22 protein-coding genes are annotated in these 24,988 nt (G+C 51.1%); 13 read left to right on the forward strand and 9 right to left on the reverse strand.

The annotated features are described in order from the left end of the window. Positions 1-550 precede the first annotated feature (550 nt). Entirely contained in the window at positions 551-1,111 is a 561-nt protein-coding gene (gene nudE, locus A7090_RS01365) for an ADP compounds hydrolase NudE (RefSeq protein ID WP_105272726.1), read from the reverse strand. 319 nt (positions 1,112-1,430) lie between these two features. Between nudE and igaA the strand changes: the two genes are divergently transcribed. The 4 genes from igaA (at position 1,431) to hslO (ending at position 5,613) form a co-directional block, all read left to right on the forward strand. Further along, positions 1,431-3,566, forward strand: a complete 2,136-nt coding sequence (igaA, locus tag A7090_RS01370) for an intracellular growth attenuator protein IgaA (RefSeq protein ID WP_105272727.1) — start codon at positions 1,431-1,433, stop codon at positions 3,564-3,566. Between the two features lie 63 nt (positions 3,567-3,629). Further along, positions 3,630-4,298 carry a GMP/IMP nucleotidase gene (gene yrfG / locus A7090_RS01375; protein ID WP_001295168.1) on the forward strand — a complete coding sequence of 223 codons (669 nt, stop codon included), beginning with the start codon at positions 3,630-3,632 and terminating at the stop codon, positions 4,296-4,298. Between the two features lie 10 nt (positions 4,299-4,308). Continuing rightward, positions 4,309-4,710 (forward strand): ribosome-associated heat shock protein Hsp15, encoded by a 402-nt coding sequence (gene hslR / locus A7090_RS01380; RefSeq protein ID WP_105272728.1) that lies wholly within the window; start codon positions 4,309-4,311, stop codon positions 4,708-4,710. A gap of 24 nt (positions 4,711-4,734) precedes the next feature. Continuing rightward, positions 4,735-5,613, forward strand: a complete 879-nt coding sequence (hslO, locus tag A7090_RS01385; RefSeq protein WP_105272773.1) for an Hsp33 family molecular chaperone HslO — start codon at positions 4,735-4,737, stop codon at positions 5,611-5,613. A 143-nt stretch (positions 5,614-5,756) separates the two neighbouring features. On the opposite strand, the gene A7090_RS01390 is transcribed toward hslO, so the two are convergent. Further along, the gene (locus tag A7090_RS01390) at positions 5,757-7,481 is read right to left on the reverse strand and encodes a DUF4153 domain-containing protein (RefSeq protein WP_105272729.1); all 1,725 of its coding nucleotides are present in this window, start codon (positions 7,479-7,481) and stop codon (positions 5,757-5,759) included. 378 nt (positions 7,482-7,859) lie between these two features. Between A7090_RS01390 and pckA the strand changes: the two genes are divergently transcribed. Beyond that, on the forward strand, positions 7,860-9,482 hold the full coding sequence (gene pckA, locus A7090_RS01400; RefSeq protein ID WP_105272731.1) for a phosphoenolpyruvate carboxykinase (ATP): 1,623 nt from the start codon (positions 7,860-7,862) through the stop codon (positions 9,480-9,482). 50 nt (positions 9,483-9,532) lie between these two features. Here pckA and A7090_RS01405 read toward each other — a convergent pair whose 3' ends face one another. The 5 genes from A7090_RS01405 to ompR form a co-directional block, all read right to left on the reverse strand. Further along, complete coding sequence (locus A7090_RS01405) at positions 9,533-10,195, reverse strand: hypothetical protein (RefSeq protein WP_241957260.1); 663 nt, start codon at positions 10,193-10,195, stop codon at positions 9,533-9,535. A gap of 3 nt (positions 10,196-10,198) precedes the next feature. Beyond that, the gene (locus A7090_RS01410; RefSeq protein WP_105272732.1) at positions 10,199-10,726 is read right to left on the reverse strand and encodes a hypothetical protein; all 528 of its coding nucleotides are present in this window, start codon (positions 10,724-10,726) and stop codon (positions 10,199-10,201) included. A gap of 89 nt (positions 10,727-10,815) precedes the next feature. Further along, positions 10,816-11,244: a hypothetical protein gene (locus A7090_RS01415; protein ID WP_105272733.1), complete on the reverse strand. Its 429-nt coding sequence runs from the start codon at positions 11,242-11,244 to the stop codon at positions 10,816-10,818. 58 nt (positions 11,245-11,302) lie between these two features. Next, a complete protein-coding gene (gene envZ / locus A7090_RS01420) occupies positions 11,303-12,655 on the reverse strand; it encodes a two-component system sensor histidine kinase EnvZ (RefSeq protein WP_105272734.1) in 1,353 nt (450 codons plus the stop codon). Continuing rightward, on the reverse strand, positions 12,652-13,371 hold the full coding sequence (gene ompR, locus A7090_RS01425) for an osmolarity response regulator transcription factor OmpR (protein WP_001157751.1): 720 nt from the start codon (positions 13,369-13,371) through the stop codon (positions 12,652-12,654). Before ompR ends, envZ begins: the two co-directional genes overlap by 4 nt. Before the next feature lie 228 nt (positions 13,372-13,599). On the opposite strand from ompR, the gene greB reads away from it, so the two are divergent. From greB to feoC, 5 genes are all read left to right on the forward strand, one after another. Continuing rightward, entirely contained in the window at positions 13,600-14,076 is a 477-nt protein-coding gene (gene greB, locus A7090_RS01435; protein ID WP_105272735.1) for a transcription elongation factor GreB, read from the forward strand. 96 nt (positions 14,077-14,172) lie between these two features. Continuing rightward, positions 14,173-16,494: a Tex family protein gene (locus A7090_RS01440; protein WP_105272736.1), complete on the forward strand. Its 2,322-nt coding sequence runs from the start codon at positions 14,173-14,175 to the stop codon at positions 16,492-16,494. A 444-nt stretch (positions 16,495-16,938) separates the two neighbouring features. Continuing rightward, positions 16,939-17,166: a ferrous iron transporter A gene (feoA, locus tag A7090_RS01450; protein WP_105272737.1), complete on the forward strand. Its 228-nt coding sequence runs from the start codon at positions 16,939-16,941 to the stop codon at positions 17,164-17,166. A gap of 16 nt (positions 17,167-17,182) precedes the next feature. Further along, positions 17,183-19,504 carry a Fe(2+) transporter permease subunit FeoB gene (gene feoB, locus A7090_RS01455; RefSeq protein ID WP_105272738.1) on the forward strand — a complete coding sequence of 774 codons (2,322 nt, stop codon included), beginning with the start codon at positions 17,183-17,185 and terminating at the stop codon, positions 19,502-19,504. After that, complete coding sequence (gene feoC / locus A7090_RS01460) at positions 19,504-19,740, forward strand: [Fe-S]-dependent transcriptional repressor FeoC (RefSeq protein WP_105272739.1); 237 nt, start codon at positions 19,504-19,506, stop codon at positions 19,738-19,740. Before feoB ends, feoC begins: the two co-directional genes overlap by 1 nt. On the opposite strand, the gene bioH is transcribed toward feoC, so the two are convergent. Further along, the gene (gene bioH / locus A7090_RS01465; RefSeq protein WP_105272740.1) at positions 19,737-20,504 is read right to left on the reverse strand and encodes a pimeloyl-ACP methyl ester esterase BioH; all 768 of its coding nucleotides are present in this window, start codon (positions 20,502-20,504) and stop codon (positions 19,737-19,739) included. The genes feoC and bioH overlap by 4 nt on opposite strands. 37 nt (positions 20,505-20,541) lie before the next feature. On the opposite strand from bioH, the gene gntX reads away from it, so the two are divergent. The 3 genes from gntX to A7090_RS25930 all read left to right on the forward strand — a co-directional run bounded on the left by gntX (position 20,542) and on the right by A7090_RS25930 (position 22,836). Beyond that, positions 20,542-21,225 carry a DNA utilization protein GntX gene (gene gntX / locus A7090_RS01470; RefSeq protein ID WP_105272741.1) on the forward strand — a complete coding sequence of 228 codons (684 nt, stop codon included), beginning with the start codon at positions 20,542-20,544 and terminating at the stop codon, positions 21,223-21,225. 58 nt (positions 21,226-21,283) lie between these two features. Then, positions 21,284-21,859, forward strand: coding sequence for a Fe-S biogenesis protein NfuA (nfuA, locus tag A7090_RS01475; RefSeq protein ID WP_000619389.1), 576 nt, complete (start codon positions 21,284-21,286; stop codon positions 21,857-21,859). A gap of 236 nt (positions 21,860-22,095) precedes the next feature. After that, positions 22,096-22,836: a hypothetical protein gene (locus tag A7090_RS25930; protein WP_157941435.1), complete on the forward strand. Its 741-nt coding sequence runs from the start codon at positions 22,096-22,098 to the stop codon at positions 22,834-22,836. Positions 22,837-22,897: 61 nt separating this feature from the next. On the opposite strand, the gene malQ is transcribed toward A7090_RS25930, so the two are convergent. Next, positions 22,898-24,979: a 4-alpha-glucanotransferase gene (gene malQ, locus A7090_RS01485; protein ID WP_105272743.1), complete on the reverse strand. Its 2,082-nt coding sequence runs from the start codon at positions 24,977-24,979 to the stop codon at positions 22,898-22,900. Positions 24,980-24,988 lie beyond the last annotated feature (9 nt).

A 24,988-nucleotide genomic window follows, 5' to 3' on the forward strand; every position in this document is an offset into this window, starting at 1 on the left:
GTAGGCCTGATAAGCGCAGCGCATCAGGCAAGTTTGCTGACAAAGCGCACTTTGTTTATGCCGGATGCGGCGTGTACGCCTTATCCGGCCTACAAAAACAGGCAATTTCAATAGATTGCAGAGATTACGTAGGCCTGATAAGCGCAGCGCATCAGGCAAATTTGCTGACAAAGTGCACTTTGTTTATGCCGGATGCGGCGTGTACGCCTTATCCGGCCTACAAAAACAGGCAGTTTCAATAGATTGCAGAGATTATGTAGGCCTGATAAGCGCATCTGGCAAGTTTGCTGACAAAGTGCACTTTGTTTATGCCGGATGCGGCGTGTACGCCTTATCCGGCCTACAAAAAACAGGCAGTTTCAATAGATTGCAGAGATTATGTAGGCCTGATAAGCACAGCGCATCAGGCAAGTTTGCTGACAAAGCGCACTTTGTTTATGCCGGATGCGGCGTGTACGCCTTATCCGGCCTACAAAAACAGGCAGTTTCAATAGATTGCAGAGATTATGTAGGCCTGATAAACGCAGCGCATCAGGCAAACTTCACGTATTTACACCCGCCCCTGCCCCTTCAACCACTCGCGCACAAGGAACAGCGCGCTAACATTACGCGCTTCATTGAAGTCAGGGTCCTCCAGCAAATCCATCATACGCGCCAGCGGCCAGCGCACCTGTGGTAGCGGCTCTGGCTCATCGCCTTCCAGCGATTCCGGGTAGAGATTTTGCGCAACCACGATATTCATTTTGCTGGAAAAGTAAGACGGTGCCATGCTGAGCTTCTTCAAAAAAGTCAGATCGTTAGCACCAAATCCCACCTCTTCTTTTAGCTCGCGGTTAGCCGCTTCGTAGACGCTTTCACCCGGATCAATTAATCCTTTCGAAAAACCTAATTCGTAGGATTCAGTTCCCACTGCGTATTCGCGGATCAGGATCAGGTGATCGTCCACAATTGGCACAATCATCACCGCTTCCCGGTTGGTTGGACGCATTCGTTCATAAACACGCCGCACGCCATTGCTGAACTCCAGATCCACACTTTCGACGGTAAACAGTCGGGAACGGGCTACAGTTTCAACATTCAGAATGGTGGGTTTTTGTAATGATTTGCTCATCGTGGGATCTATGCTGTGAAATCAGCGGTTATTGTGCGATATCGGATACGCTTTCGGCAATGCGAATTGCATATTATTTACATTTATGTAACTTAATAAATAATCGTTTTCAAATCAAATTAAAAGTCAATAGGTTGAAATAACTCCAGGAATTTGCTGATATTCCGCCTTCAGAGGGTTTGCTATGATCAGCAGTTACTGTGATGTGCTTAATGATGCTCAAGTTAAACTCCACGCTTGCCGATAGCCAACCGCAGAATCATGTATTGTGTCCGGTGCGACTGACCACGCCTGACAGACTAAGTAAGATGGGGAAAGCATGAGCACCATTGTGATTTTTTTAGCTGCTTTGCTGGCCTGCTCACTACTTGCGGGATGGCAGATAAAAATGCGATCCAGGCGGCGTCAACTGCCCTGGACCAACGCTTTCGCAGATGCGCAAACGCGCAAACTCACACCTGAAGAACGTAGCGCCGTTGAAAGTTATCTTGAGAGCCTGACGCAGGTATTACAGATGCCAGGCCCAACGGGAGCCAGCGCAGCGCCAATCTCTCTGACGCTGAATGCCGAAAGCAACAACGTCATGATGCTGACACACGCTATCACGCGTTACGGCATCTCTACCGACGATCCGAATAAATGGCGTTACTACCTCGATTCGGTAGAAGTCCACCTGCCCCCTTTCTGGGAGCAGTACATCAACGATGAAAATACCGTTGAACTGATTCATACCGATTCGCTGCCGCTGGTTATTTCACTCAACGGTCATACGCTGCAGGAGTACATGCAGGAAACTCGCGGCTATGCCATGCAACCTGTTCCGTCAATGCAGGCGTCGATTCGCGGGGAAGAGAGCGAGCAAATCGAGCTACTCAATATTCGCAAAGAAACGCACGAAGAATATGCGCTGAGTCGTCCGCGCGGGCTGCGCGAAGCGTTGCTGATTGTCGCCTCCTTCCTGATGTTCTTTTTCTGCCTGATGACACCGGATGTATTTGTTCCCTGGCTGGCTGGCGGCGCGTTACTGCTGCTGGGCGCAGGTCTGTGGGGGCTATTCGCCCCTCCGGCAAAATCCTCCCTGCGAGAAATTCATTGTCTGCGCGGCACACCACGCCGCTGGGGATTGTTTGGCGAAAACGATCAGGAACAGATCAATAATATTTCACTCGGTATTATCGACCTGGTCTATCCCGCTCACTGGCAGCCCTATATTGCCCAGGACCTCGGTCAACAAACCGATATCGATATCTATCTCGACCGCCACGTGGTACGTCAGGGACGTTATCTTTCGCTGCATGATGAAGTGAAAAACTTTCCGTTACAGCACTGGCTGCGCAGTACGATTATCGCAGCGGGCTCGCTGCTGGTGCTGTTTATGCTGTTATTCTGGATCCCGCTGGATATGCCGCTGAAACTCACCCTCTCGTGGATGAAAGGCGCGCAGGCCATTGAAGCCACCAGCGTAAAACAACTGGCTGACTCTGGCGTGCGGGTCGGTGATACATTGCGTATTAGCGGTACGGGAATGTGTAATATTCGCACTTCCGGAACCTGGAGCGCGAAAACCAATTCACCTTTTTTACCCTTTGACTGCTCGCAGATCATCTGGAACGACGCCCGCTCATTGCCATTACCAGAATCTGAACTGGTTAACAAAGCGACGGCATTGACTGAAGCAGTTAGTCGCCAGCTGCACCCTAAACCGGAAGATGAATCTCGCGTCAGCGCCTCATTACGTTCAGCGATTCAAAAATCCGGCATGGTATTACTAGATGATTTTGGCGACATTGTACTGAAGACAGCGGACCTGTGTTCTGCCAAAGATGACTGTGTGCGACTGAAAAATGCGCTGGTCAATCTCGGCAATAGTAAAGACTGGGACGCGCTGGTAAAACGCGCCAACGCCGGGAAACTCGATGGCGTGAATGTGTTATTAAGACCAGTAAGCGCGGAATCGCTGGATAACCTGGTGGCAACCTCCACCGCGCCGTTTATCACTCACGAAACGGCGCGAGCGGCACAATCACTAAACAGTCCGGCCCCCGGTGGATTCCTGATTGTCAGCGACGAAGGCAGCGATTTTGTTGATCAGCCCTGGCCTTCGGCATCACTTTACGACTACCCGCCGCAAGAACAGTGGAACGCTTTCCAGAAACTGGCACAAATGCTGATGCATACGCCATTTAACGCCGAAGGTATCGTCACAAAAATCTTCACTGACGCCAATGGTACACAGCATATTGGCCTTCATCCGATCCCGGATAGTTCCGGCCAGTGGCGCTATCTCAGCACCACACTACTGCTACTGACGATGCTGGGTAGCGCCATCTATAATTGCGTAAAGGCCTGGCGTCGTTACCAGCGTCATCGCACTCGCATGATGAAAATTCAGGCCTATTATGAAAGCTGCATGAATCCGCAACTGATCCCCCCTTCAGAAAGCCTTATCGAATAACACGTTTGCGCGGCAGGTTATGCTACCCTGTCGCGCAAATTGCTTCACTCTGGAGACTTCCCCATGCATATCAACATTGCCTGGCAAGACGTAGATACCGTTCTGCTGGATATGGACGGCACGTTGCTCGACCTCGCCTTCGATAACTATTTCTGGCAAAAGCTGGTGCCTGAAACATGGGGCGCGAAAAACGGGGTCACGCCACAAGAAGCGATGGAATATATGCGTCAGCAATATCACGACGTGCAGCATACGCTAAACTGGTACTGTCTTGATTACTGGAGTGAGCAACTGGGCCTGGATATCTGTGCGATGACCACCGAGATGGGACCGCGCGCCGTACTGCGTGAAGATACCATTCCGTTTCTTGAGGCACTGAAAGCCAGCGGTAAGCAGCGAATTTTGCTCACCAATGCACATCCGCACAACCTGGCGGTAAAACTTGAGCATACCGGTCTTGACGCACACCTTGATTTATTACTTTCCACCCACACATTTGGTTATCCGAAAGAGGATCAGCGGTTATGGCATGCGGTGGCCGAAGCTACGGGTCTGAAAGCTGAAAGAACGCTGTTTATTGATGACAGTGAAGCGATTCTCGATGCTGCCGCGCAATTTGGTATTCGTTACTGCCTCGGCGTGACTAATCCTGACTCCGGGATTGCCGAGAAACAGTATCAGCGCCATCCGTCACTGAATGACTACCGCCGCCTGATCCCCTCACTAATGTGAAGGAGGCGCCATGAAAGAGAAACCTGCTATTGAGGTTCGACTGGATAAATGGCTATGGGCCGCCCGTTTTTATAAAACCCGCGCGCTGGCCCGTGAAATGATTGAAGGCGGTAAGGTGCATTACAACGGGCAGCGCAGCAAGCCGAGCAAAATCGTCGAGCTGAATGCCACGCTCACACTGCGCCAGGGAAATGACGAACGAACGGTGATTGTAAAGGCGATTACTGAACAGCGTCGCCCCGCCAGCGAGGCAGCCTTGCTGTATGAAGAGACTGCGGAAAGTGTAGAGAAACGCGAAAAAGTGGCGCTGGCTCGCAAACTTAATGCCTTAACCATGCCGCACCCGGACCGACGCCCGGACAAAAAAGAGCGCCGCGACCTGTTACGATTTAAACATGGCGACAGTGAATAACTGTCACCTGCAAGAGAGATGATTATGCCGCAACATGACCAATTACATCGCTATCTGTTTGAAAACTTTGCCGTGCGCGGCGAGCTGGTAACCGTTTCGGAAACCCTGCAACAGATCCTTGAGAATCACGATTATCCGCAGCCCGTTAAAAACGTGCTGGCAGAACTGCTGGTTGCGACCAGCCTGTTAACCGCTACGCTGAAGTTTGATGGTGATATCACCGTACAGCTGCAAGGCGACGGCCCGATGAATCTGGCGGTTATTAACGGTAATAACAACCAGCAGATGCGTGGTGTGGCGCGCGTGCAGGGTGAAATTCCGGAAAATGCCGACCTGAAAACGCTGGTCGGCAATGGTTACGTAGTGATCACCATTACCCCAAGCGAAGGCGAACGCTATCAGGGCGTGGTGGGTCTGGAAGGTGATACCCTGGCGGCCTGCCTGGAAGATTACTTTATGCGTTCTGAACAACTGCCGACGCGCCTGTTTATTCGCACCGGCGACGTAGACGGCAAACCGGCTGCGGGCGGTATGTTGTTGCAGGTAATGCCTGCGCAAAATGCCCAGCAGGACGACTTTGACCACCTGGCGACGCTAACTGAAACCATCAAAACCGAAGAACTGCTGACTCTACCGGCAAACGAAGTGTTGTGGCGTTTGTATCACGAAGAAGAAGTGACGGTTTACGATCCGCAGGATGTGGAATTCAAATGCACCTGCTCGCGTGAACGTTGCGCCGATGCGCTGAAAACGCTGCCTGATGAAGAAGTGGATAGAATTCTGGCAGAAGAAGGCGAAATTGATATGCATTGTGATTACTGCGGTAACCACTATCTGTTCAATGCGATGGATATTGCCGAAATTCGCAACAACGCGTCTCCGGCAGATCCGCAGGTTCATTAATGAGTATGTCCGGCAGAGAGAGCTCTGCCGGATTTCATGACGAAATTGCCTGATGCGCTGCGCTTATCAGGCCTACGGTATAAATCGCAAGTTATTGTAGGTTAGATAAAGCGCCTCATCTGACAAAAATCAGATACGCATTGTCACTCATTCAGATTCAAATCCAGCGTTTCACCATCCACCGTAAGATCGCGCCACCCTTTAGGCTTCGTCCCCAATTTTCCCTCCTTCACAGCTGTGAGTAATTTTTCTTTTGTTATTTCGCGCGGAAGTAAACTTATCGTAAGCTCTTGCCATTCTTTTTTATCAGACTCAAAGCCATAAACAATGACTCTTTCATCATTAAAGGCAAACAGGAGCCGCTCTGCCTGACCATCACTATTCAGATCTTGCTCCACCAACACGCAAGCATTTTTTTCAATACATATCATTGCGTTATAGCGATTTTTCATCACAGCCGACCAGAATGTCGCATCCGGCTTGCCAGAACCTGGTGCAATTAACACATTATCGGCTAATGCTTTTTCCGATATCTGCTGCTGAAGACCTTGTACTCCCTCAAACACCATCAGCAATCCCCTCCTGCGTTTCGGGTCTTTCATATACTCTGCGTCGCTTTTCAACGACTCAAGCGCCGCACGTCCATAGCGACCGCTCTGTTCAAGCATATAGATACTTACCTGGTCTGGCGTGTTTTTGCCACTCTGATAACGCGCCATATGACTGTTCACGCTAATACGCTTACCGTCCAGCACCGGCGAATTAAGAAGCACCAGCATTGCCAGTACCAATAACGAAACCGCGAGGTTCACTTTGCCCTGAAAAACAAGGGGATTTTGCCCTTTACGCCAGACGATACTGACAAAATACCCCAGCGACCAGACCAGTAACACCACTACCGCCAGCGCGCTCTGCAAGCGGTCAACAGTCCAGCCGTATTGAGCGACCCGCAGCCATAACGCCCAGGCAGCGACGAATACATACAGCGGGGCAACCAACAGAGCTGTTTTAATCAGGCAACGCAACGGCCCCGTCCAGGGAAGAGACGCTTTTTGCGGATCGCGGACAATAGCCATTAAGATCAATTGCAAAAAGGCCAGCGTCAAAAGCAATCCGGCGGCAGAGATGTGGCGAGAAATCGCGCTCAGGCCCGTAAACGGCAGGGTAATAATAAACATCAAGGTTAGCAATGATACTAACGGCAGCAACCCCGTGGCGATTAACGTGAACAACTTTGGAATAGAGTCGATTAAACGTGACTGTGTCCGCGCGAGGATCACCGCCAGCGCGGTAATTAGGCCTAACGTAAGATAAATAAACCAGTCGGTTGCAAAAAAGAGCGTTTTGAAAAACGTGATGCCAACAAGTTTAAACAACTCACTCCACAGTAAAAGTACCAGCCATGTCAGGCCATTAGCGAGAAAAATCACCAGTAATATAAATACGTTATGCCATACTGACTGGTAAAAGTAGCTATAGCGGGTACTGTCATTGCGGATGCGAAGGCTTTGTTGTATCCACGGTAGCAACAACATTGCCATCAGCAGCAGATAGCAGCCAAAATCCCAAAGCGCCTTTTCAGCTCTCCAGGGGGTCATGCCATCAGTTTGCCACTTCAGCCAGCCGCTCATCCCTAGCGTGGCAATAAACACCAGCGTCAGCCATCCCCAAAGGCGCTTCTGTTTAAAGGAGATCACGGAGAAGAGTAAAACGGATGAAAACGCGACGGTCGCAGGCACGCCATAAACAATCCAGCAGTGATTTTTTCCGGCAAGCCAGGTGATCAGCAGGTAGCAAACCAGCCCCTGAAGTAATCCTGTAGCAATCATCCCCCAGCGTGTTGCCGGTGAAAGTTCAACGTTATCCATGTTAGTTATCCAGAATCAAAAGGTGGGTTAATTATCGCATCCGGGCAGTAGTATTTCGCTTTTCTCAGAAAATAATCAAAAAAAGTTAGCGTGGTGAATCGATACTTTACCAATTGAATTTTCATCAATTACATTCAGGAATGCGATTCCACTCACAACATTGCCGTCATATAAACTAAATTTTAACCTTTTAAGAACATTTTCCACACCTAAAATGCTATTTCTGCGATAATAGCAACCGTTTCGTGACAGGAATCACGGAGTTTTTTGTCAAATATGAATTTCTCCAGATACGTAAATCTATGAGCCTTGTCGCGGTTAATCCCCCCCAAAAGACTTTACTATTCAGGCAATACATATTGGCTAAGGAGCAGTGAAATGCGTGTTAACAATGGTTTGACCCCGCAAGAACTCGAGGCTTATGGTATCAGTGACGTACATGATATCGTTTACAATCCAAGCTACGACCTGCTGTATCAGGAAGAGCTCGATCCGAGCCTGACTGGTTATGAGCGCGGGGTGTTAACTAATCTGGGCGCCGTTGCCGTCGATACCGGGATCTTCACCGGTCGTTCACCAAAAGATAAGTATATCGTCCGTGACGATACTACTCGCGATACCTTCTGGTGGTCCGACAAAGGTAAAGGTAAAAACGACAACAAACCGCTCTCCCCGGAAACCTGGCAACATCTGAAGGGCCTGGTGACCAAACAACTTTCCGGCAAACGCTTGTTTGTCGTTGACGCTTTCTGTGGCGCTAACCCGGATACTCGTCTTTCTGTACGCTTCATTACTGAAGTAGCCTGGCAGGCACATTTCGTCAAAAACATGTTTGTTCGCCCGAGCGATGAAGAACTAAAAGGTTTCAAACCTGACTTTATCGTCATGAACGGCGCAAAGTGCACTAACCCACAGTGGAAAGAACAGGGTCTGAACTCTGAAAACTTTGTCGCGTTTAACCTGACCGAGCGCATGCAGCTGATTGGCGGCACCTGGTACGGCGGCGAAATGAAGAAAGGGATGTTCTCAATGATGAACTACCTGCTGCCGCTGAAAGGCATTGCCTCCATGCACTGCTCTGCCAACGTTGGCGAGAAAGGTGATGTTGCGGTGTTCTTCGGCCTTTCCGGCACCGGTAAAACCACCCTTTCCACCGACCCGAAACGCCGTCTGATTGGCGATGACGAGCACGGCTGGGATGATGACGGCGTGTTTAACTTCGAGGGCGGCTGCTACGCGAAAACTATCAAGCTGTCGAAAGAAGCGGAACCCGAAATCTACAACGCTATCCGTCGCGATGCGCTGCTGGAAAACGTCACCGTACGTGAAGATGGCACTATCGACTTTGATGATGGTTCAAAAACCGAGAACACCCGCGTTTCTTATCCGATCTATCACATCGAAAACATCGTTAAGCCGGTTTCCAAAGCGGGCCATGCAACTAAAGTTATCTTCCTGACCGCCGATGCCTTTGGCGTGCTGCCGCCGGTTTCTCGTCTGACTGCCGATCAAACTCAGTACCACTTCCTCTCTGGCTTCACCGCCAAACTGGCCGGTACAGAGCGCGGCATCACCGAACCGACGCCAACCTTCTCTGCCTGCTTCGGCGCGGCATTCCTGTCGCTGCACCCAACGCAGTACGCGGAAGTGCTGGTGAAACGTATGCAGGCGGCTGGCGCGCAGGCATATCTGGTTAATACAGGCTGGAACGGCACTGGCAAACGTATCTCCATTAAAGATACCCGCGCCATTATCGACGCTATCCTGAACGGTTCGCTGGATAACGCAGAAACCTTCACTCTGCCGATGTTTAACCTGGCGATCCCAACGGAACTGCCGGGCGTTGACACGAAGATCCTCGATCCGCGTAACACCTACGCCTCTCCGGAACAGTGGCAGGAAAAAGCTGAAACTCTGGCGAAACTGTTTATCGATAACTTCGATAAATACACCGACACCCCAGCAGGTGCCGCACTGGTGGAAGCTGGTCCGAAGCTGTAATCAAATAAGTTAAAAATTGAAATCCCCCTTCCGAAAGGTTGGGGGATTTTTTATTTACTGTCTGAATTAAACGGGGCAGACAAATAATCCATGGAATGAAGTGTTTCGCGAAAAAAACGATCCAGTTCAGGCTGTGCTTTTATCACGCTGGCGGGAATAAAAATATCACTAAGCTCTTTAGTCTCTTCTCTGGAAAAACTCTTTGGTAAATGAAGAAAAAGCCACAAATAATCCTCCTGATAATCAATATGATAAAAATCATCCCAGCGCAGTATGCCCTGCTGATGCGATTCATAAAAAACAATACCTTCTTTATAAAACGCATACTTTGCTGACTCTGTGAAGGCGACATGTGCTGTTTTTTGCTTGAAGTCTTTAATTCTTCGGACAATTAACAGGAACATTACCCATAGATAAGACAACGTGACCAGTAGAGTTAACACGTTTATACCTGTCAGTTTAACTTCATGATAAGAGTTCAACCATTGCGGTATAAACAACAGGACTTCCAGAAAAATAACCACAAAAATTATCCTGTTACACCATTTAAATCGATTTTTTATGTAGCGGTAATATCGATTAACGGCGGTATTGTATGTTGATGGGGTATACTGAATTTGTACCGTACCGAGATAATGTGCGGTCTCAGGACCAAATGACTGCCGTTGGTAGATATAATTTTCAGTGCTTTCCATTTTATTTTCATGTTTCATCTACTATTCCGCTCTCCAGGAACGCTCACTGGCGCTTAGATCGTCGTTGATATAAGCAAGTAGATAATCATCAAGGTTTTTATATCTCGACTCACCATTACAATCATAAACCCAAAGTTCAGGTTCATCTGTATTATCCAGCCACAGCAGAAAAATAGCTTCATAACCTGAATCACTTCCAGCAAAAAGTGATAATCGTGATGAGCGAAATAACCCCCATGCATGATCGTTCCAGTTATCTCGCGAAGCTTGTGCGTTATACTTCATTACGTCCAGTAATTGCTCTGAAATCTCATCTGACCAGAGCGTTTCCATATCCTGAATACTCAGCCAGGTACCATGTGTTGCGCTCACCCAACGACCACAACAGGTAAAACGCGCCTGAAGCTGTGGGCTGGCTTGTCGCCAGACATTTTTTTCCAGCGTCGGGATCCGTCCGTCGAATTTGCTTACAGGAGGCTCTGGTACAAAATGCTCATCACCTAATACAAGGCGTGCGTTTACTGCCTCCTGGATACGATCCTTGATCATTTTTGCTGTTCCCTTTGATTTACGCGAGTTATCGGTGTTGCCAGATAGCCCATCGCCGCCTTCATGCGACTCGAATTATTTAGGGCCTATCAAGATTGAACTTGCGCAATACGTCGAAGCCGATATTGCATTTCTTGACGAATCCCTTCATCAGGATGTTTTGAGTATTCCTGAATCAATGCCAGCGCCTCCGGTGTGCCAATTCTCCACAGCAGGTGGCTGAACCATTTAGCAATAGCGCCAGAATCCGAGCACGTATAATCGAGGTAATCAAATCCTTGAGCAAAGACCTGCCTGACATAAGGAATAGTGGACGGATCGCCAATTTGCTGGAGTTCCATCGCCACTTCCTGATGATGGTAATGACCAGAAGTAACTAATAGCAAATTAAGAATATCGAAATAGTGGCGTGGATTATTCGCTGACAGAAGTTGCTCAGTCGCAGTATTAATCCTTTCATTGTCCTGAAAAACAATGGCTTCCAGCACGACATCTCTGACGAATTGCGAGCTAAGCATAATGATTCCTTTCTTATTTATTATCAAAAAACAGGAGACTCCTTCGCCTCCCGTTTTTTTACCCTTCTTTTGTCGTGCCCTGCGCCCGCGTGACCGGTACAGGCAGCCAGGCGCGAATGGAAAGCCCGCCCCGCTCGCTGGTGCCAAGTTCCAGCATCCCGTTATGGTTATCCACAATGCGCTGCACAATCGCCAGTCCTAACCCTGTACCGCTGATAGTACGGGCGCTGTCACCACGGACAAACGGTTGGAACAGGTGCTTACGCTGTTCCGGCGCAATACCCGGACCGTCATCTTCCACCTGGAACCAGGCGCGATTCGGCTCCGTGCCGCTACTGACTTTAATCCAGCCGTTGCCATAGCGGGCGGCGTTCACCACCATATTCGCCACCGCGCGTTTGATCGACAGCGGGTGCATTTTCACTTCAATATTACCGGGGTAAAGCGCGGTTTCAATTTCCCGCTCGTAACCACTTTCGGCGGCAATCACTTCACCGAGCACCGCATTAAGATCTGCCAGTTCCATCGGCATCTCCTGACCAGTGCGCAAGTAGTCGATAAACTGCTCAATGATGGCGTTGCACTCTTCGATATCTTTATTGATCGATTCTGCCAGGTAACTATCCTGCTCACTCATCATCTCGGTCGCCAGGCGAATACGCGTGAGCGGCGTGCGCAAGTCGTGGCTTACCCCTGCCATCAGCAGCGTGCGGTCATCTGCCAGTTGCTTGACGCCTGCCGCCATATGGTTGAAAGCACGGGTAACCGAACGCACCTCCGAAGCGCCATATTCACGCAGCGGCGGTGGAATAATCCCTTTACCGACCTGCAAAGCAGCATGTTCGAGATCGACTAACGGTCGATTCTGGATACGAATAAACAACCATGCCCCACCAATCGCCAGTAGCATAATCGCCAACGTATAGCGAAACAGTGGAGAAAAATCGCCCTGATGAATTTCGGTCAGCGGCACGCGTACCCAGATATTGGGAGATAACCAGGTTTTCAGCCAGACGACAGGCGAACTTTTGTTGACCTCAACGCGCACTTCCGTCGGGCCGCCCAGTTGCTGCGCCATCTGATGGCTTAAGAATTCATAGTGTTGCGCCCAACGCAGCCCAGCCTCTTCGGCAGCTTCATTGGAATAGAGAGAGATCCCCAGCTCACGGTAGATCTCCCGACGAAAAGCGGGAGGCACAACCAACTGCGTGCCGTCCTCCAGTTGCAGTTTATCGGTCATCAACATGCGAACTTCGTACGCGAGGACTTTATTAAACTGCTGGAGGCTCGGCAAAATCGCGAAGTTCAACACCACCAGATAAGTCGTCACCAGGCTGGCGAACAGCAAGGTGACGATGAGCAATAACGTACGGGCAAATGAACTTCGTGGCGAGAAGCGCAATCGCCTCATGCTTTAGAACCGTCCGGTACAAAAACGTAGCCTAAACCCCAGACGGTCTGAATGTAGCGTGGATGCGCCGGATCTTCTTCCACCATGCGGCGCAGACGCGAGATCTGCACGTCGATGGAACGCTCCATTGCGGAATATTCACGACCACGGGCAAGGTTCATCAGCTTATCGCGGGAGAGCGGCTCACGCGGATGGCTGACCAGTGCCTTCAGTACCGCAAACTCACCGCTGGTGAGCGGCATCGGCTCATCTTCGCGGAACATTTCGCGCGTACCGAGGTTAAGTTTGAACTTACCAAAAGCAATTACCGCCTCTTCCTGTGACGGTGCGCCTGGCAGCTCGTTCGCCTGACGACGCAGCACCGCACGAATGCGGGCCAGCAGCTCACGCGGGTTAAACGGTTTTGGAATGTAGTCGTCAGCGCCAATCTCCAGGCCAACGATACGGTCCACTTCTTCCCCTTTCGCCGTCACCATAATGATCGGCATCGGGTTGCTCTGGCTACGAAGACGTCGGCAAATCGACAAGCCATCTTCACCAGGTAACATCAAATCCAGTACCATAAGATGGAAAGATTCACGAGTCAGCAGGCGATCCATCTGTTCTGCATTAGCGACGCTTCGAACCTGGAAGCCTTGTTCGGTGAGATAACGTTCCAGCAGCGCACGCAGACGCATGTCGTCATCGACCACCAGAATCTTGTAGTTCTCTTGCATTGTTTGTACTCCCAAAGGTTCGCAACAATTTGTAAGCGTGTATTCTTAAAAAAGCTTACGTTCGTCACCAGCTAAATCTGGTATGAATTTCAGCCTAAATTGTTACAAAGCATATTAAACAGCAGCTTAAGTATACAATTTATTCGGCGAAACATTATTGATTCTGTTGATATGATCACGTTATACCCAATGTGCGCATTATCAAACAGACAAAGGGAAATCAACGAGATGAAAACGCCCCTGATTACCCGGGAAGGGTATGAAAAACTCAAACAAGAGCTAAATTATCTCTGGCGTGAAGAACGCCCGGAGGTCACAAAGAAAGTGACCTGGGCTGCAAGTCTGGGCGACCGCAGCGAAAATGCTGACTATCAGTATAATAAAAAGCGCCTGCGTGAAATCGACCGTCGCGTGCGCTATCTCACTAAGTGCATGGAAAATCTAAAAATCGTCGATTACTCCCCGCAGCAGGAAGGCAAAGTCTTTTTTGGCGCGTGGGTGGAGATTGAAAACGACGATGGCGTGACTCACCGTTTCCGTATTGTCGGCTACGATGAAATTTTTGGCCGTAAAGATTACATCTCTATCGATTCCCCGATGGCCCGCGCATTGCTGAAAAAAGAGGTGGGCGATCTGGCTGTGGTGAATACCCCTGCGGGGGAAGCGAGCTGGTATGTTAATACCATCGAGTACGTGAAACCGTAAGGAAGAGTCTTAACCTCCTGCCGATGGCTGGCATTTTTGCCAGCCAGTCCGTATAACTATCCCCTGATTTTTGATCCGAAAAGATGAACTCAAACCATGATGAATGATTCGTTCTGCCGCATTATTGCGGGTGAAATCCAGGCGCGCCCGGAACAGGTTGACGCTGCCGTTCGCCTGCTTGACGAAGGGAATACCGTGCCGTTTATCGCACGTTATCGTAAGGAAATCACTGGCGGTCTGGATGACACGCAGCTGCGTAATCTGGAAACGCGTCTGAGCTATCTGCGCGAGCTGGAAGAGAGACGTCAGGCGATCCTCAAGTCCATTTCCGAGCAAGGTAAACTCACCGATGATCTGGCGAATGCCATCAACGCCACCCTAAGCAAAACCGAACTCGAAGACCTCTACCTGCCCTACAAACCTAAACGCCGCACCCGCGGGCAAATCGCCATTGAAGCAGGGCTTGAGCCATTGGCTGACCTGCTGTGGAGCGATCCGTCACACACGCCAGAAGTCGCCGCTGCACAATATGTTGATGCCGATAAAGGCGTGGCAGATACCAAAGCCGCGCTGGACGGCGCGCGCTATATCCTGATGGAACGGTTTGCCGAAGATGCCGCGCTGCTGGCGAAAGTGCGTGATTATTTGTGGAAGAACGCGCATCTGGTTTCGACCGTGGTGAACGGTAAAGAAGAGGAAGGGGCGAAATTCCGCGACTATTTCGATCATCACGAACCGCTGTCAACGGTGCCTTCTCACCGCGCACTGGCGATGTTCCGTGGTCGTAACGAAGGCATACTCCAGCTTTCGCTGAATGCCGATCCGCAGTTCGACGAGCCACCGAAAGAGAGCTACTGCGAGCAAATCATCATGGATCATCTCGGCCTGCGCCTGAACAATGCCCCGGCGGATAGCTGGCGCAAAGGCGTGGTGAGCTGGACGTGGCGCATCAAGGTGCTGATGCATCTGGAAACCGAACTGATGGGCACCGTGCGCGAACGTGCGGAAGATGAAGCGATTAACGTCTTTGCCCGTAACCTGCACGATCTGCTGATGGCGGCCCCCGCCGGGCTGCGTGCGACGATGGGCCTCGATCCAGGTCTGCGTACTGGGGTAAAAGTGGCGGTGGTCGATGCAACGGGCAAACTGGTGGCAACCGATACCATTTATCCACATACCGGACAAGCCGCAAAAGCAGCGATGACCGTTGCTGCCCTGTGTGAAAAACATAACGTTGAACTGGTGGCGATCGGTAACGGTACGGCTTCCCGCGAAACCGAACGTTTCTATCTCGATGTCCAGAAGCAGTTCCCTAAAGTGACCGCGCAGAAAGTGATCGTCAGCGAAGCTGGCGCATCGGTTTACTCCGCTTCCGAACTGGCGTCGCAAGAGTTCCCGGACCTTGATGTTTCGCTGCGTGGCGCGGTATCTATCGCTCGTCGCTTGCAGGACCCGCTGGCAGAGCTGGTGAAAATCGATCCGAAATCTATCGGCGTGGGTCAGTATCAGCATGACGTCAGCCAGACACAACTGGCCCGCAAACTGGATGCAGTAGTGGAAGACTGCGTAAACGCCGTCGGTGTTGATCTCAACACCGCTTCTGTTCCGCTGTTAACTCGCGTGGCGGGCCTGACGCGCATGATGGCACAAAACATTGTTGCCTGGCGCGATGAGAACGGTCAATTCCAGAATCGCCAGCAACTGCTGAAAGTCAGCCGGCTGGGGCCAAAAGCCTTCGAACAGTGCGCAGGCTTCCTGCGTATTAACCACGGCGATAACCCACTGGACGCCTCTACCGTTCACCCGGAAGCCTATCCGGTCGTGGAACGCATTCTGGCGGCGACGCAGCAGGCACTGAAAGATCTGATGGGTAACAGCAGCGAGCTGCGTAACCTGAAAGCGTCTGACTTTACCGATGAAAAATTCGGTGTGCCGACGGTAACCGACATCATCAAAGAGTTGGAAAAACCGGGGCGCGATCCGCGTCCGGAATTTAAAACCGCTCAGTTTGCCGATGGCGTCGAGACAATGAACGACCTGCAACCGGGTATGATCCTCGAAGGCGCGGTGACCAACGTCACCAACTTTGGCGCGTTTGTCGATATTGGCGTGCATCAGGACGGCCTGGTTCACATCTCTTCATTGTCGAACAAGTTTGTGGAAGATCCGCATACCGTGGTGAAAGCAGGCGACATTGTGAAGGTGAAAGTGCTGGAAGTGGATCTTCAGCGTAAACGTATCGCCCTGACCATGCGTCTGGACGAGCAGCCAGGTGAAAGCAATGCCCGTCGCAGCGGCAGTAGCGATCGCCCGCAAAACAACCGCCCAGCAGCAAAACCGCGCGGTCGTGAAGCGCAGCCTACCGGTAACAGCGCGATGATGGATGCGCTGGCGGCAGCAATGGGTAAAAAACGTTAAACGCCCGGACTGGCCTACGGTTCGAATTTGCACGAAATCGTAGGCCAGATAAGGCATTCATGCCGCATCTGGCAACGAACGCCTAACGTGACATAAAAATGCCGGAGAATATCTCTGGCATTTTTATTCCACAGCAAAACTCACAATATACTCCTTAATATTTATCACACTGTTAACAGTTGAAACCTTAACCAGTCCGAATAATTCGCTATTCGAATTATATTTTCGCTGCGATATAACCTTGAGCCACATCAACATTGAGTCAGATTATTATTCAAACCAACATTCGCACACATTTTAAGTATTGCTGATAAAAACCATTCTCATTATCATTGTTCTGTTGATTATTTAATCTCTCCTTCGTTGGCAAATCATCTGGTCTCATGTCGCTGTCAAACGCCCCATGAGGTAGTTATCCAGTTAATGAGAAACAAGTAGGCACCTATGCAATACACTCCAGATACTACGTGGAAAATCACTGGCTTTTCCCGTGAAATCAGTCCGGCATACCGCCAAAAACTGCTTTCTCTAGGCATGTTACCTGGCTCCTCTTTTAATGTGGTGCGCGTCGCTCCACTCGGTGACCCCATTCATATCGAAACCCGTCGTGTGAGCCTGGTATTACGCAAAAAAGATCTGGCCTTATTAGAAGTGGAAGCAGCTTCCTGTTAATACGGTGATAACAACAATGAAAAAATTAACCATTGGCTTAATTGGTAATCCAAATTCTGGCAAGACAACGTTATTTAACCAGCTCACTGGCGCACGTCAGCGTGTAGGTAACTGGGCTGGTGTTACCGTCGAACGTAAAGAAGGGCAATTCTCCACCACCGATCATCAGGTCACGCTGGTGGACCTGCCCGGCACCTATTCTCTGACCACCATCTCATCGCAGACCTCGCTCGATGAGCAAATCGCCTGCCACTATATTTTGAGTGGAGATGCCGACCTGCTGATTAACGTGGTGGATGCGTCAAACCTTGAGCGTAACCTGTACCTGACGCTGCAACTGCTGGAACTCGGCATTCCCTGCATCGTGGCGTTGAACATGCTCGACATTGCCGAGAAGCAAAATATTCGCATTGAAATTGATGCGCTGTCGGCGCGTCTTGGCTGCCCGGTGATCCCGCTGGTTTCAACCCGTGGTCGGGGTATTGAAGCGCTCAAGCTGGCGATTGATCGCTATAAAGCTAACGAGAATGTGGAACTGGTGCATTACGCACAGCCGCTGCTCAACGAAGCAGATTCACTGGCAAACGTGATGCCTTCCGACATCCCGCTCAAACAACGTCGTTGGCTGGGCCTGCAAATGCTGGAAGGCGATATCTACAGCCGCGCCTACGCCGGTGAAGCGTCGCAGCATCTTGATGCCGCCCTCGCCCGTCTGCGTAATGCGATGGACGATCCGGCGCTGCATATTGCCGATGCGCGTTACCAGTGCATTGCTGCCATCTGTGATGTCGTAAGCAACACCCTGACGGCAGAACCCAGCCGTTTCACCACTGCGGTAGATAAAATCGTGCTCAACCGTTTCCTCGGCCTGCCGATTTTCCTCTTTGTGATGTACCTGATGTTCCTGCTGGCTATCAACATCGGCGGGGAATTACAGCCGCTGTTTGACGTCGGTTCCGTGGCACTCTTTGTGCATGGTATTCAGTGGATTGGCTACACGCTCCACTTCCCGGACTGGCTGACTATCTTCCTCGCCCAGGGCCTGGGTGGCGGTATTAACACCGTTCTGCCACTGGTGCCGCAGATCGGCATGATGTACCTGTTCCTCTCCTTCCTCGAGGACTCCGGGTATATGGCACGTGCGGCGTTTGTGATGGACCGCCTGATGCAGGCGCTGGGCTTGCCGGGGAAATCCTTTGTACCACTGATTGTCGGTTTCGGTTGTAACGTACCGTCGGTAATGGGCGCACGTACGCTTGATGCACCGCGTGAACGCCTGATGACCATCATGATGGCACCGTTTATGTCCTGCGGCGCGCGTCTGGCTATCTTTGCAGTATTTGCAGCTGCCTTCTTCGGGCAGAACGGCGCGCTGGCGGTCTTCTCGCTGTATATGCTGGGTATCGTGATGGCGGTGCTGACTGGCCTGATGCTCAAGTACACCATCATGCGCGGTGAAGCTACGCCGTTTGTCATGGAATTGCCTGTCTATCACGTGCCACACGTTAAAAGCCTGATTATCCAGACCTGGCAGCGCCTGAAAGGCTTCGTTCTGCGTGCGGGTAAAGTGATTATTATCGTCAGCATTTTCCTGAGCGCATTCAACAGCTTCTCTCTGAGTGGGAAAATTGTCGATAACATCAACGACTCGGCGCTGGCTTCCGTCAGCCGGGTGATCACCCCTGTCTTCAAGCCGATTGGAGTGCATGAAGATAACTGGCAGGCAACGGTTGGCCTGTTTACGGGCGCAATGGCGAAAGAAGTGGTGGTGGGTACACTCAACACCCTCTACACCGCAGAAAATATTCAGGACGAAGAGTTCAATCCAGCGGAATTTAACCTCGGTGAAGAGCTGTTCAGTGCGGTAGATGAAACCTGGCAGAGCCTGAAAGACACCTTCAGCCTTAGCGTACTGATGAACCCCATTGAAGCGAGCAAAGGCGACGGCGAAATGGGGACTGGGGCGATGGGCGTGATGGATCAGAAATTCGGTAGTGCAGCCGCCGCATACAGCTACCTGATTTTCGTCCTGCTGTATGTACCGTGCATCTCGGTGATGGGCGCCATCGCCCGTGAATCAAGCCGTGGCTGGATGGCCTTCTCCATCCTGTGGGGGCTGAATATCGCTTACTCGCTGGCAACATTGTTCTATCAGGTCGCCAGCTACAGTCAGCACCCAACTTACAGCCTGGTGTGCATTCTGGCGGTTATCCTGTTTAACATCGTGGTTATCGGTCTGCTGCGCCGCGCGCGCAGCCGGGTGGATATCGAACTGCTGGCAACGCGCAAATCAGTAAGCAGTTGCTGCGCAGCCAGCACCACCGGTGATTGCCATTAATGGCTTCACTTATTCAGGTACGCGATTTACTGGCGTTACGGGGCCGTATGGAAGCGGCCCAGATAAGCCAGACGCTGAATACCCCGCAGCCAATGATTAACGCCATGCTGCAACAGCTGGAAAGTATGGGTAAAGCCGTGCGGATTCAGGAAGAAGCTGACGGCTGCCTCTCTGGCAGTTGTAAAAGCTGCCCGGAAGGCAAAGCCTGTCTGCATGAGTGGTGGGCGTTGCGTTAACCTTGTTTCAACGCCACCAGCAGGTGACAAAACTCGTCCGGATGCGAAATAAACGGCGCATGGGCCGCTTTGGCGAAAATGTACGACTCACTATGCGGCCAGAGTTTATCCAGCATCGGCACCACTTTGCGCGGCACCAGACCATCGAGATAACCATACAATCGCAAAAACGGCATGGGTACGTTTTGCAGCAGCTGGCGAAGATCAACCGTTTTCAGAATTTCCAGCCCACCATTGAGCACCTCAACCTCCGGCATCGGTAACGCCAGAACAGTTTTCTTCAACGCCCGCGCATCCTGGCGGGCCGTTTCAGTACCCATGGTTTGTAACGCCAGGAACCGCTCCACCGTACGCTGAAAATCATCGCTCAGCTGCTGCTGAAATCCCGCCAGCACGTCCGGTTTTATCCCCGGCCACTCGTCACGAACACTAAAACACGGCGACGACGCCACGGTGACCAGCGCCTGAACACGCTCAGGATGGGTTATCGCAATCTGGCTTGCCACCAGTCCACCGAGACTCCAGCCTAACCAGATCGCGTTGTCCGGCGCTTGTCGCAGCACGACTTCGGCCATATCAGCAAGTGACATCGCACCAAACCCCTGGCTGCGCCCGAAGCCGGGCAGATCAACAAGATGCAGTGTAAAATGCGAGCTAAGTTCCTCGTCAATGCAACGCCACACTTCGGCATTCAGTCCCCATCCGTGCAGCAGCACAAGATGAACATTCCCCTGACCTTTGGTCTGCCACCAGATGTTATTCATCCGCTATTGTTCTCTTTTTACTTACAAGGATGAACATATGCTAACAGTACCGGGATTATGCTGGCTATGCCAAATGCCGCTGGCGCTAAGTCATTGGGGGATTTGTTCGGTCTGCTCACACGCCGCCCGTACAGATAAAACGTTATGCCCACAATGTGGATTGCCTGCCACACACTCACATCTTCCCTGCGGTCGTTGCCTGCAAAAACCGCCGCCCTGGCAAAGACTGGTCACCGTCGCCGACTATGCGCCGCCGTTAAGTCCGCTTATCCACCAGCTTAAGTTTTCCCGGCGCAGTGAAATCGCCAGCGCCCTGTCACGTCTGTTACTATTAGAAGTCTTACACGCTCGTCGCACCACCGGCTTGCAATTGCCGGATCGCATCATCAGCGTTCCGTTATGGCAGCGGCGTCACTGGCGGCGGGGATTTAATCAGAGCGATTTGCTGTGTCAGCCGTTATCACACTGGTTGCACTGCCAATGGGATAGCGAAGCCGTCACACGTACACGGGCTACTGCGACCCAGCATTTTCTTAGCGCCCGGCTGCGCAAGCGCAACCTGAAAAATGCTTTTCGCCTTGAATTGCCTGTGCAAGGTCGCCATATGGTGATTGTGGATGATGTCGTTACCACCGGAAGTACCGTCGCAGAGATTGCTCAGTTGCTTTTACGCAATGGTGCGGCGACTGTCCAGGTCTGGTGCCTTTGTCGAACCTTGTAGAGCCTCGATGATGGGCGTATTATAACCAACTAAAATAGTCAACTATTAGGCCATTACTATGATCCGAATTTCCGATGCTGCACAAGCGCACTTTGCCAAATTGCTGGCAAATCAGGAAGAAGGGACACAAATCCGCGTATTTGTGATTAACCCTGGCACGCCTAACGCTGAATGTGGCGTTTCTTATTGTCCACCGGACGCTGTGGAAGCCACCGACACCGCCCTGAAATTTGACCTGCTGACCGCGTATGTTGATGAGTTAAGCGCACCATATCTGGAAGATGCAGAGATCGACTTTGTTACCGACCAGTTGGGTTCTCAGCTGACGCTGAAAGCACCTAACGCCAAAATGCGTAAAGTGGCTGACGATGCGCCGCTGATGGAGCGCGTGGAATATATGCTGCAGTCGCAGATCAACCCACAGCTTGCTGGTCACGGTGGTCGTGTTTCGCTGATGGAAATCACCGAAGACGGTTACGCCATTCTGCAATTTGGCGGCGGCTGTAACGGTTGTTCCATGGTCGATGTGACGCTGAAAGAAGGGATCGAGAAGCAGCTGCTGAACGAATTCCCTGAGCTGAAAGGTGTACGCGATCTCACCGAACACCAGCGCGGCGAGCACTCTTACTACTGATAACAGAATGATGACAAACGCAAAATTGCCTGATGCGCTGCGCTTATCAGGCCTACATAATCTCTGCAATCTATTGAAATTGCATGTTTTGTAGGCCGGATAAGGCGTTCACGCCGCATCCGGCATGAACAAAGCGCACATTGTCAACCGTCTGAATGGTTGCTTACGCAGCCATTTTTACATTCTCAGGGGCACCGGGTTACTTTCCCGAAGAGGCTGAGAAACAGGGAGGTACAATGGCGTTTTATCTTATTTTGTCTCTGATATTGATCTTCCCTTTTTATTATCTTTCCTTCGGTGTTGCCTTGTTTTTTTACGCTGCACTGTTGGTGACTGGAATGATAGCAAAATATCGAAGCATGAGTATTCTCAGGTGGATTGCGGTTATTCAGGCAGCCTGTTCTCTGGCGCTTGTGGCTCACGTTTACCAGCGGTATGGTATTTTCGTCACATTAATCAGCGTAATTGTTTTTTTATTTTTCTTTTTATTAACGGTTCCAGCTCCCGAAAAAGAAGCGTCACCTCCCGCGGTAAACGCGCCAGCGTCAGAGATATCGCTGGTAAAGGCAGTGGACGTTCGCACCCACGCTCATTTTTATTTTAATTCTTATTGTCACAAAAATGGCTATGATATCACGTTACTTCCTCTGATCTTTGATTACGCTAATCGTGCAACCTGCAATAACGCCTTGCTACAGCAGCTCCATACGGCCACGGCAACGTTCAGCCAGTTATGCGGCCAGATCCTTACCGCTGCGGACACACCTCATATTCTTCCCGGCGGGCTTTATGCCTTCCGTGATACGCAAAAACATCGAGTACCATACATCACAACTTCGCCAGATATCTGTATCTATTTCATAGAGATACAATTCGATTTCTGCATCACCCCAAAAACAATTATTTATTTCATCAAATTCATAATAACCAATTGTATATTTTTCTTTTATTTTATCTTCAAGGTCTACTTTGACTGACATGTCCATAAAATCTTTCCTTGAAAAAAAGCCTGGCAACTCGTACCAGGCATTACCACGATTATTTCTTCGCTGCCGCTCTGCGCCGCCTGTCCAAATCCTTCAACAACCTGTTCACCTCATCATCGGCAAACATCGACTCAAGCGTTGCGGAAAGCTTGCGCCGCCAGTTTTTATACTGGTAACTGGTGCCAGGGATATTCACTGGATCTGCCATATCCAACCAGTCTTCCGGCTGTAGCCCTAACAGGGCACTGTTACTGTCAGCGATGTAACGTTGCAAACCACGATTAAGCGTCGGCGTCATCGACATCAACGATGCCTTATGCCCGGCACGTTTTGGCAGGCAACCATATTTATGCAGTGCATCCAGCAGCCCTTGCTTCGCCAGTTCGCGATCCTGATACAGACCGCGTAGTACCACTTCATCCGGATACAGCCCCAACGTTTTGCCCAGCGTTAAGTCCCCGCTCTCCCAGTAACCACGCAGCGTTGGCAGGTCGTGTGTCGCCGCAACCGCCATCGACTGCTCCGGATACGTTTTCGGCGCACGGAACGTCTTCTCGTGGTCGTTTTCGAAATAGAGCACTTTGTAGGAATAGACACCGCTGCTGCGCAGCTTACCGACAATCTCTACCGGAACAGTACCGAGATCTTCACCAATCACCATGCAGCGATGACGTTTACTTTCGAGTGCCAGAATCGAGAGCAGATCATCCACCGGATAGTGAACATACGCGCCCTGATCTGCCGTTTCGCCATAGGGTATCCACCACAAACGCAGCATCGACATCACATGGTCAATTCGCAATGCACCGCAGTTTTGCATATTCGCGCGCAGTAACTCGATAAAAGGTTCATAGGCGCGCGCGGTAATGATATGCGGGTCCATCGGCGGCAATCCCCAGTTCTGCCCCAACGGGCCGAGGATATCCGGCGGTGCGCCAACCGACGCTTTCAGGCAATACAGTTCACGGTCGCACCAGGTTTCCGACCCACCTTCCGCTACACCGACAGCCAGGTCACGATACAAGCCAATCGGCATTTCATAGCCCTGGCTTATCTCCCAGCAGGCGGCAAACTGGCTGTAAGCCAGCCACTGCAACCAGAGATAAAAATCGACGTCATTACGATGTTCTTCGCAGAACTGATGCACTTCTGGTGAATCCACGTTCTGATACGCCTGCGGCCATGCTGGCCAGCCCCAGCGCATTTCGTCCTCTTTCACTTGCCGGGCATGTAGCGCGTCAAACGCCGCTTGCCAGAACAAACTGTCGCCTTGCTCTGCAACAAACTGGCGAAACGCGGCCATCTGCTCATCATCACGTTGCGCGAAACCTTTCCACGCCATTCGCAATGCCGTCATTTTTAGGGCAGTAACCGTGGAGTAATCGACCCAGTCGGCATCCCGCGCCTGCTGCAGCGTCTGTTGTGTAGTCGGCATCTGCCACCAGACCTGAGCCTCTTCGCTAAGATGAAAATCTTCGACGGCGTTAACGTCGATATAAACCACATTCAGCCAGCGGCGAGAAGACGGGCTATACGGGCTGGCACTTTCCGGATTTGCCGGATAGAGCGCATGAATCGGGTTCAGACCAATGAAAGACCCGCCACGTTTTGCCACGTCCACCAGCATCGCTTTGAGATCGCCAAAATCCCCAATCCCCCAGTTTTTTTCCGATCGCAGCGTATAAAGCTGAACGCAGGCCCCCCACAGCTTTTGTTTATTCAGCAACGCCTGCGGTTCGTAACAGCGTTTCGGGGCGACAATCACCCGGCAATGCACGCGCTGGTCGTCCTGGGTAAGTGTTAACGTGTGATAACCTTCCGGCAGCTTCGTCGGTAGATTGAATGCTTTGCCCCCCGTTACATGGCCTTTGTACTGCGCTCCTTCTTCGGTAGTCAGCAGCCAGCTATATTCGCCGCTGCCCTCTACCGCCATCGGCATTTTTTTGCCGCTGGTATAAACCATGACATTCGGGACTGGCGTTATCGCCACTTTCGTGGCGGTACGTTGATGCATCGCGTCAAGCAAACGCCGTTTGGTTTCGGCACTAATCGACTGCGGTTTACCGTGGGCATTAATGTAATTGGGGCTAATCCCCGCCGCCAGCGCGGCATTATCCAGACGTTTGCTTTCCATCGAGCTTCC

It is taken from the genome of Escherichia sp. MOD1-EC7003, assembly GCF_002965065.1.
Lineage (GTDB): Bacteria > Pseudomonadota > Gammaproteobacteria > Enterobacterales > Enterobacteriaceae > Escherichia.

Coding starts and splice junctions, on each gene's coding strand:
- nudE (WP_105272726.1), bottom strand. CDS start 1,111: ATGAGCAAATCATTACAAAAACCCACCATTCTGAATGTTGAAACTGTA.
- igaA (WP_105272727.1), top strand. CDS start 1,431: ATGAGCACCATTGTGATTTTTTTAGCTGCTTTGCTGGCCTGCTCACTA.
- yrfG (WP_001295168.1), top strand. CDS start 3,630: ATGCATATCAACATTGCCTGGCAAGACGTAGATACCGTTCTGCTGGAT.
- hslR (WP_105272728.1), top strand. CDS start 4,309: ATGAAAGAGAAACCTGCTATTGAGGTTCGACTGGATAAATGGCTATGG.
- hslO (WP_105272773.1), top strand. CDS start 4,735: ATGCCGCAACATGACCAATTACATCGCTATCTGTTTGAAAACTTTGCC.
- A7090_RS01390 (WP_105272729.1), bottom strand. CDS start 7,481: ATGGATAACGTTGAACTTTCACCGGCAACACGCTGGGGGATGATTGCT.
- pckA (WP_105272731.1), top strand. CDS start 7,860: ATGCGTGTTAACAATGGTTTGACCCCGCAAGAACTCGAGGCTTATGGT.
- A7090_RS01405 (WP_241957260.1), bottom strand. CDS start 10,195: ATGAAACATGAAAATAAAATGGAAAGCACTGAAAATTATATCTACCAA.
- A7090_RS01410 (WP_105272732.1), bottom strand. CDS start 10,726: ATGATCAAGGATCGTATCCAGGAGGCAGTAAACGCACGCCTTGTATTA.
- A7090_RS01415 (WP_105272733.1), bottom strand. CDS start 11,244: ATGCTTAGCTCGCAATTCGTCAGAGATGTCGTGCTGGAAGCCATTGTT.
- envZ (WP_105272734.1), bottom strand. CDS start 12,655: ATGAGGCGATTGCGCTTCTCGCCACGAAGTTCATTTGCCCGTACGTTA.
- ompR (WP_001157751.1), bottom strand. CDS start 13,371: ATGCAAGAGAACTACAAGATTCTGGTGGTCGATGACGACATGCGTCTG.
- greB (WP_105272735.1), top strand. CDS start 13,600: ATGAAAACGCCCCTGATTACCCGGGAAGGGTATGAAAAACTCAAACAA.
- A7090_RS01440 (WP_105272736.1), top strand. CDS start 14,173: ATGATGAATGATTCGTTCTGCCGCATTATTGCGGGTGAAATCCAGGCG.
- feoA (WP_105272737.1), top strand. CDS start 16,939: ATGCAATACACTCCAGATACTACGTGGAAAATCACTGGCTTTTCCCGT.
- feoB (WP_105272738.1), top strand. CDS start 17,183: ATGAAAAAATTAACCATTGGCTTAATTGGTAATCCAAATTCTGGCAAG.
- feoC (WP_105272739.1), top strand. CDS start 19,504: ATGGCTTCACTTATTCAGGTACGCGATTTACTGGCGTTACGGGGCCGT.
- bioH (WP_105272740.1), bottom strand. CDS start 20,504: ATGAATAACATCTGGTGGCAGACCAAAGGTCAGGGGAATGTTCATCTT.
- gntX (WP_105272741.1), top strand. CDS start 20,542: ATGCTAACAGTACCGGGATTATGCTGGCTATGCCAAATGCCGCTGGCG.
- nfuA (WP_000619389.1), top strand. CDS start 21,284: ATGATCCGAATTTCCGATGCTGCACAAGCGCACTTTGCCAAATTGCTG.
- A7090_RS25930 (WP_157941435.1), top strand. CDS start 22,096: ATGGCGTTTTATCTTATTTTGTCTCTGATATTGATCTTCCCTTTTTAT.
- malQ (WP_105272743.1), bottom strand. CDS start 24,979: ATGGAAAGCAAACGTCTGGATAATGCCGCGCTGGCGGCGGGGATTAGC.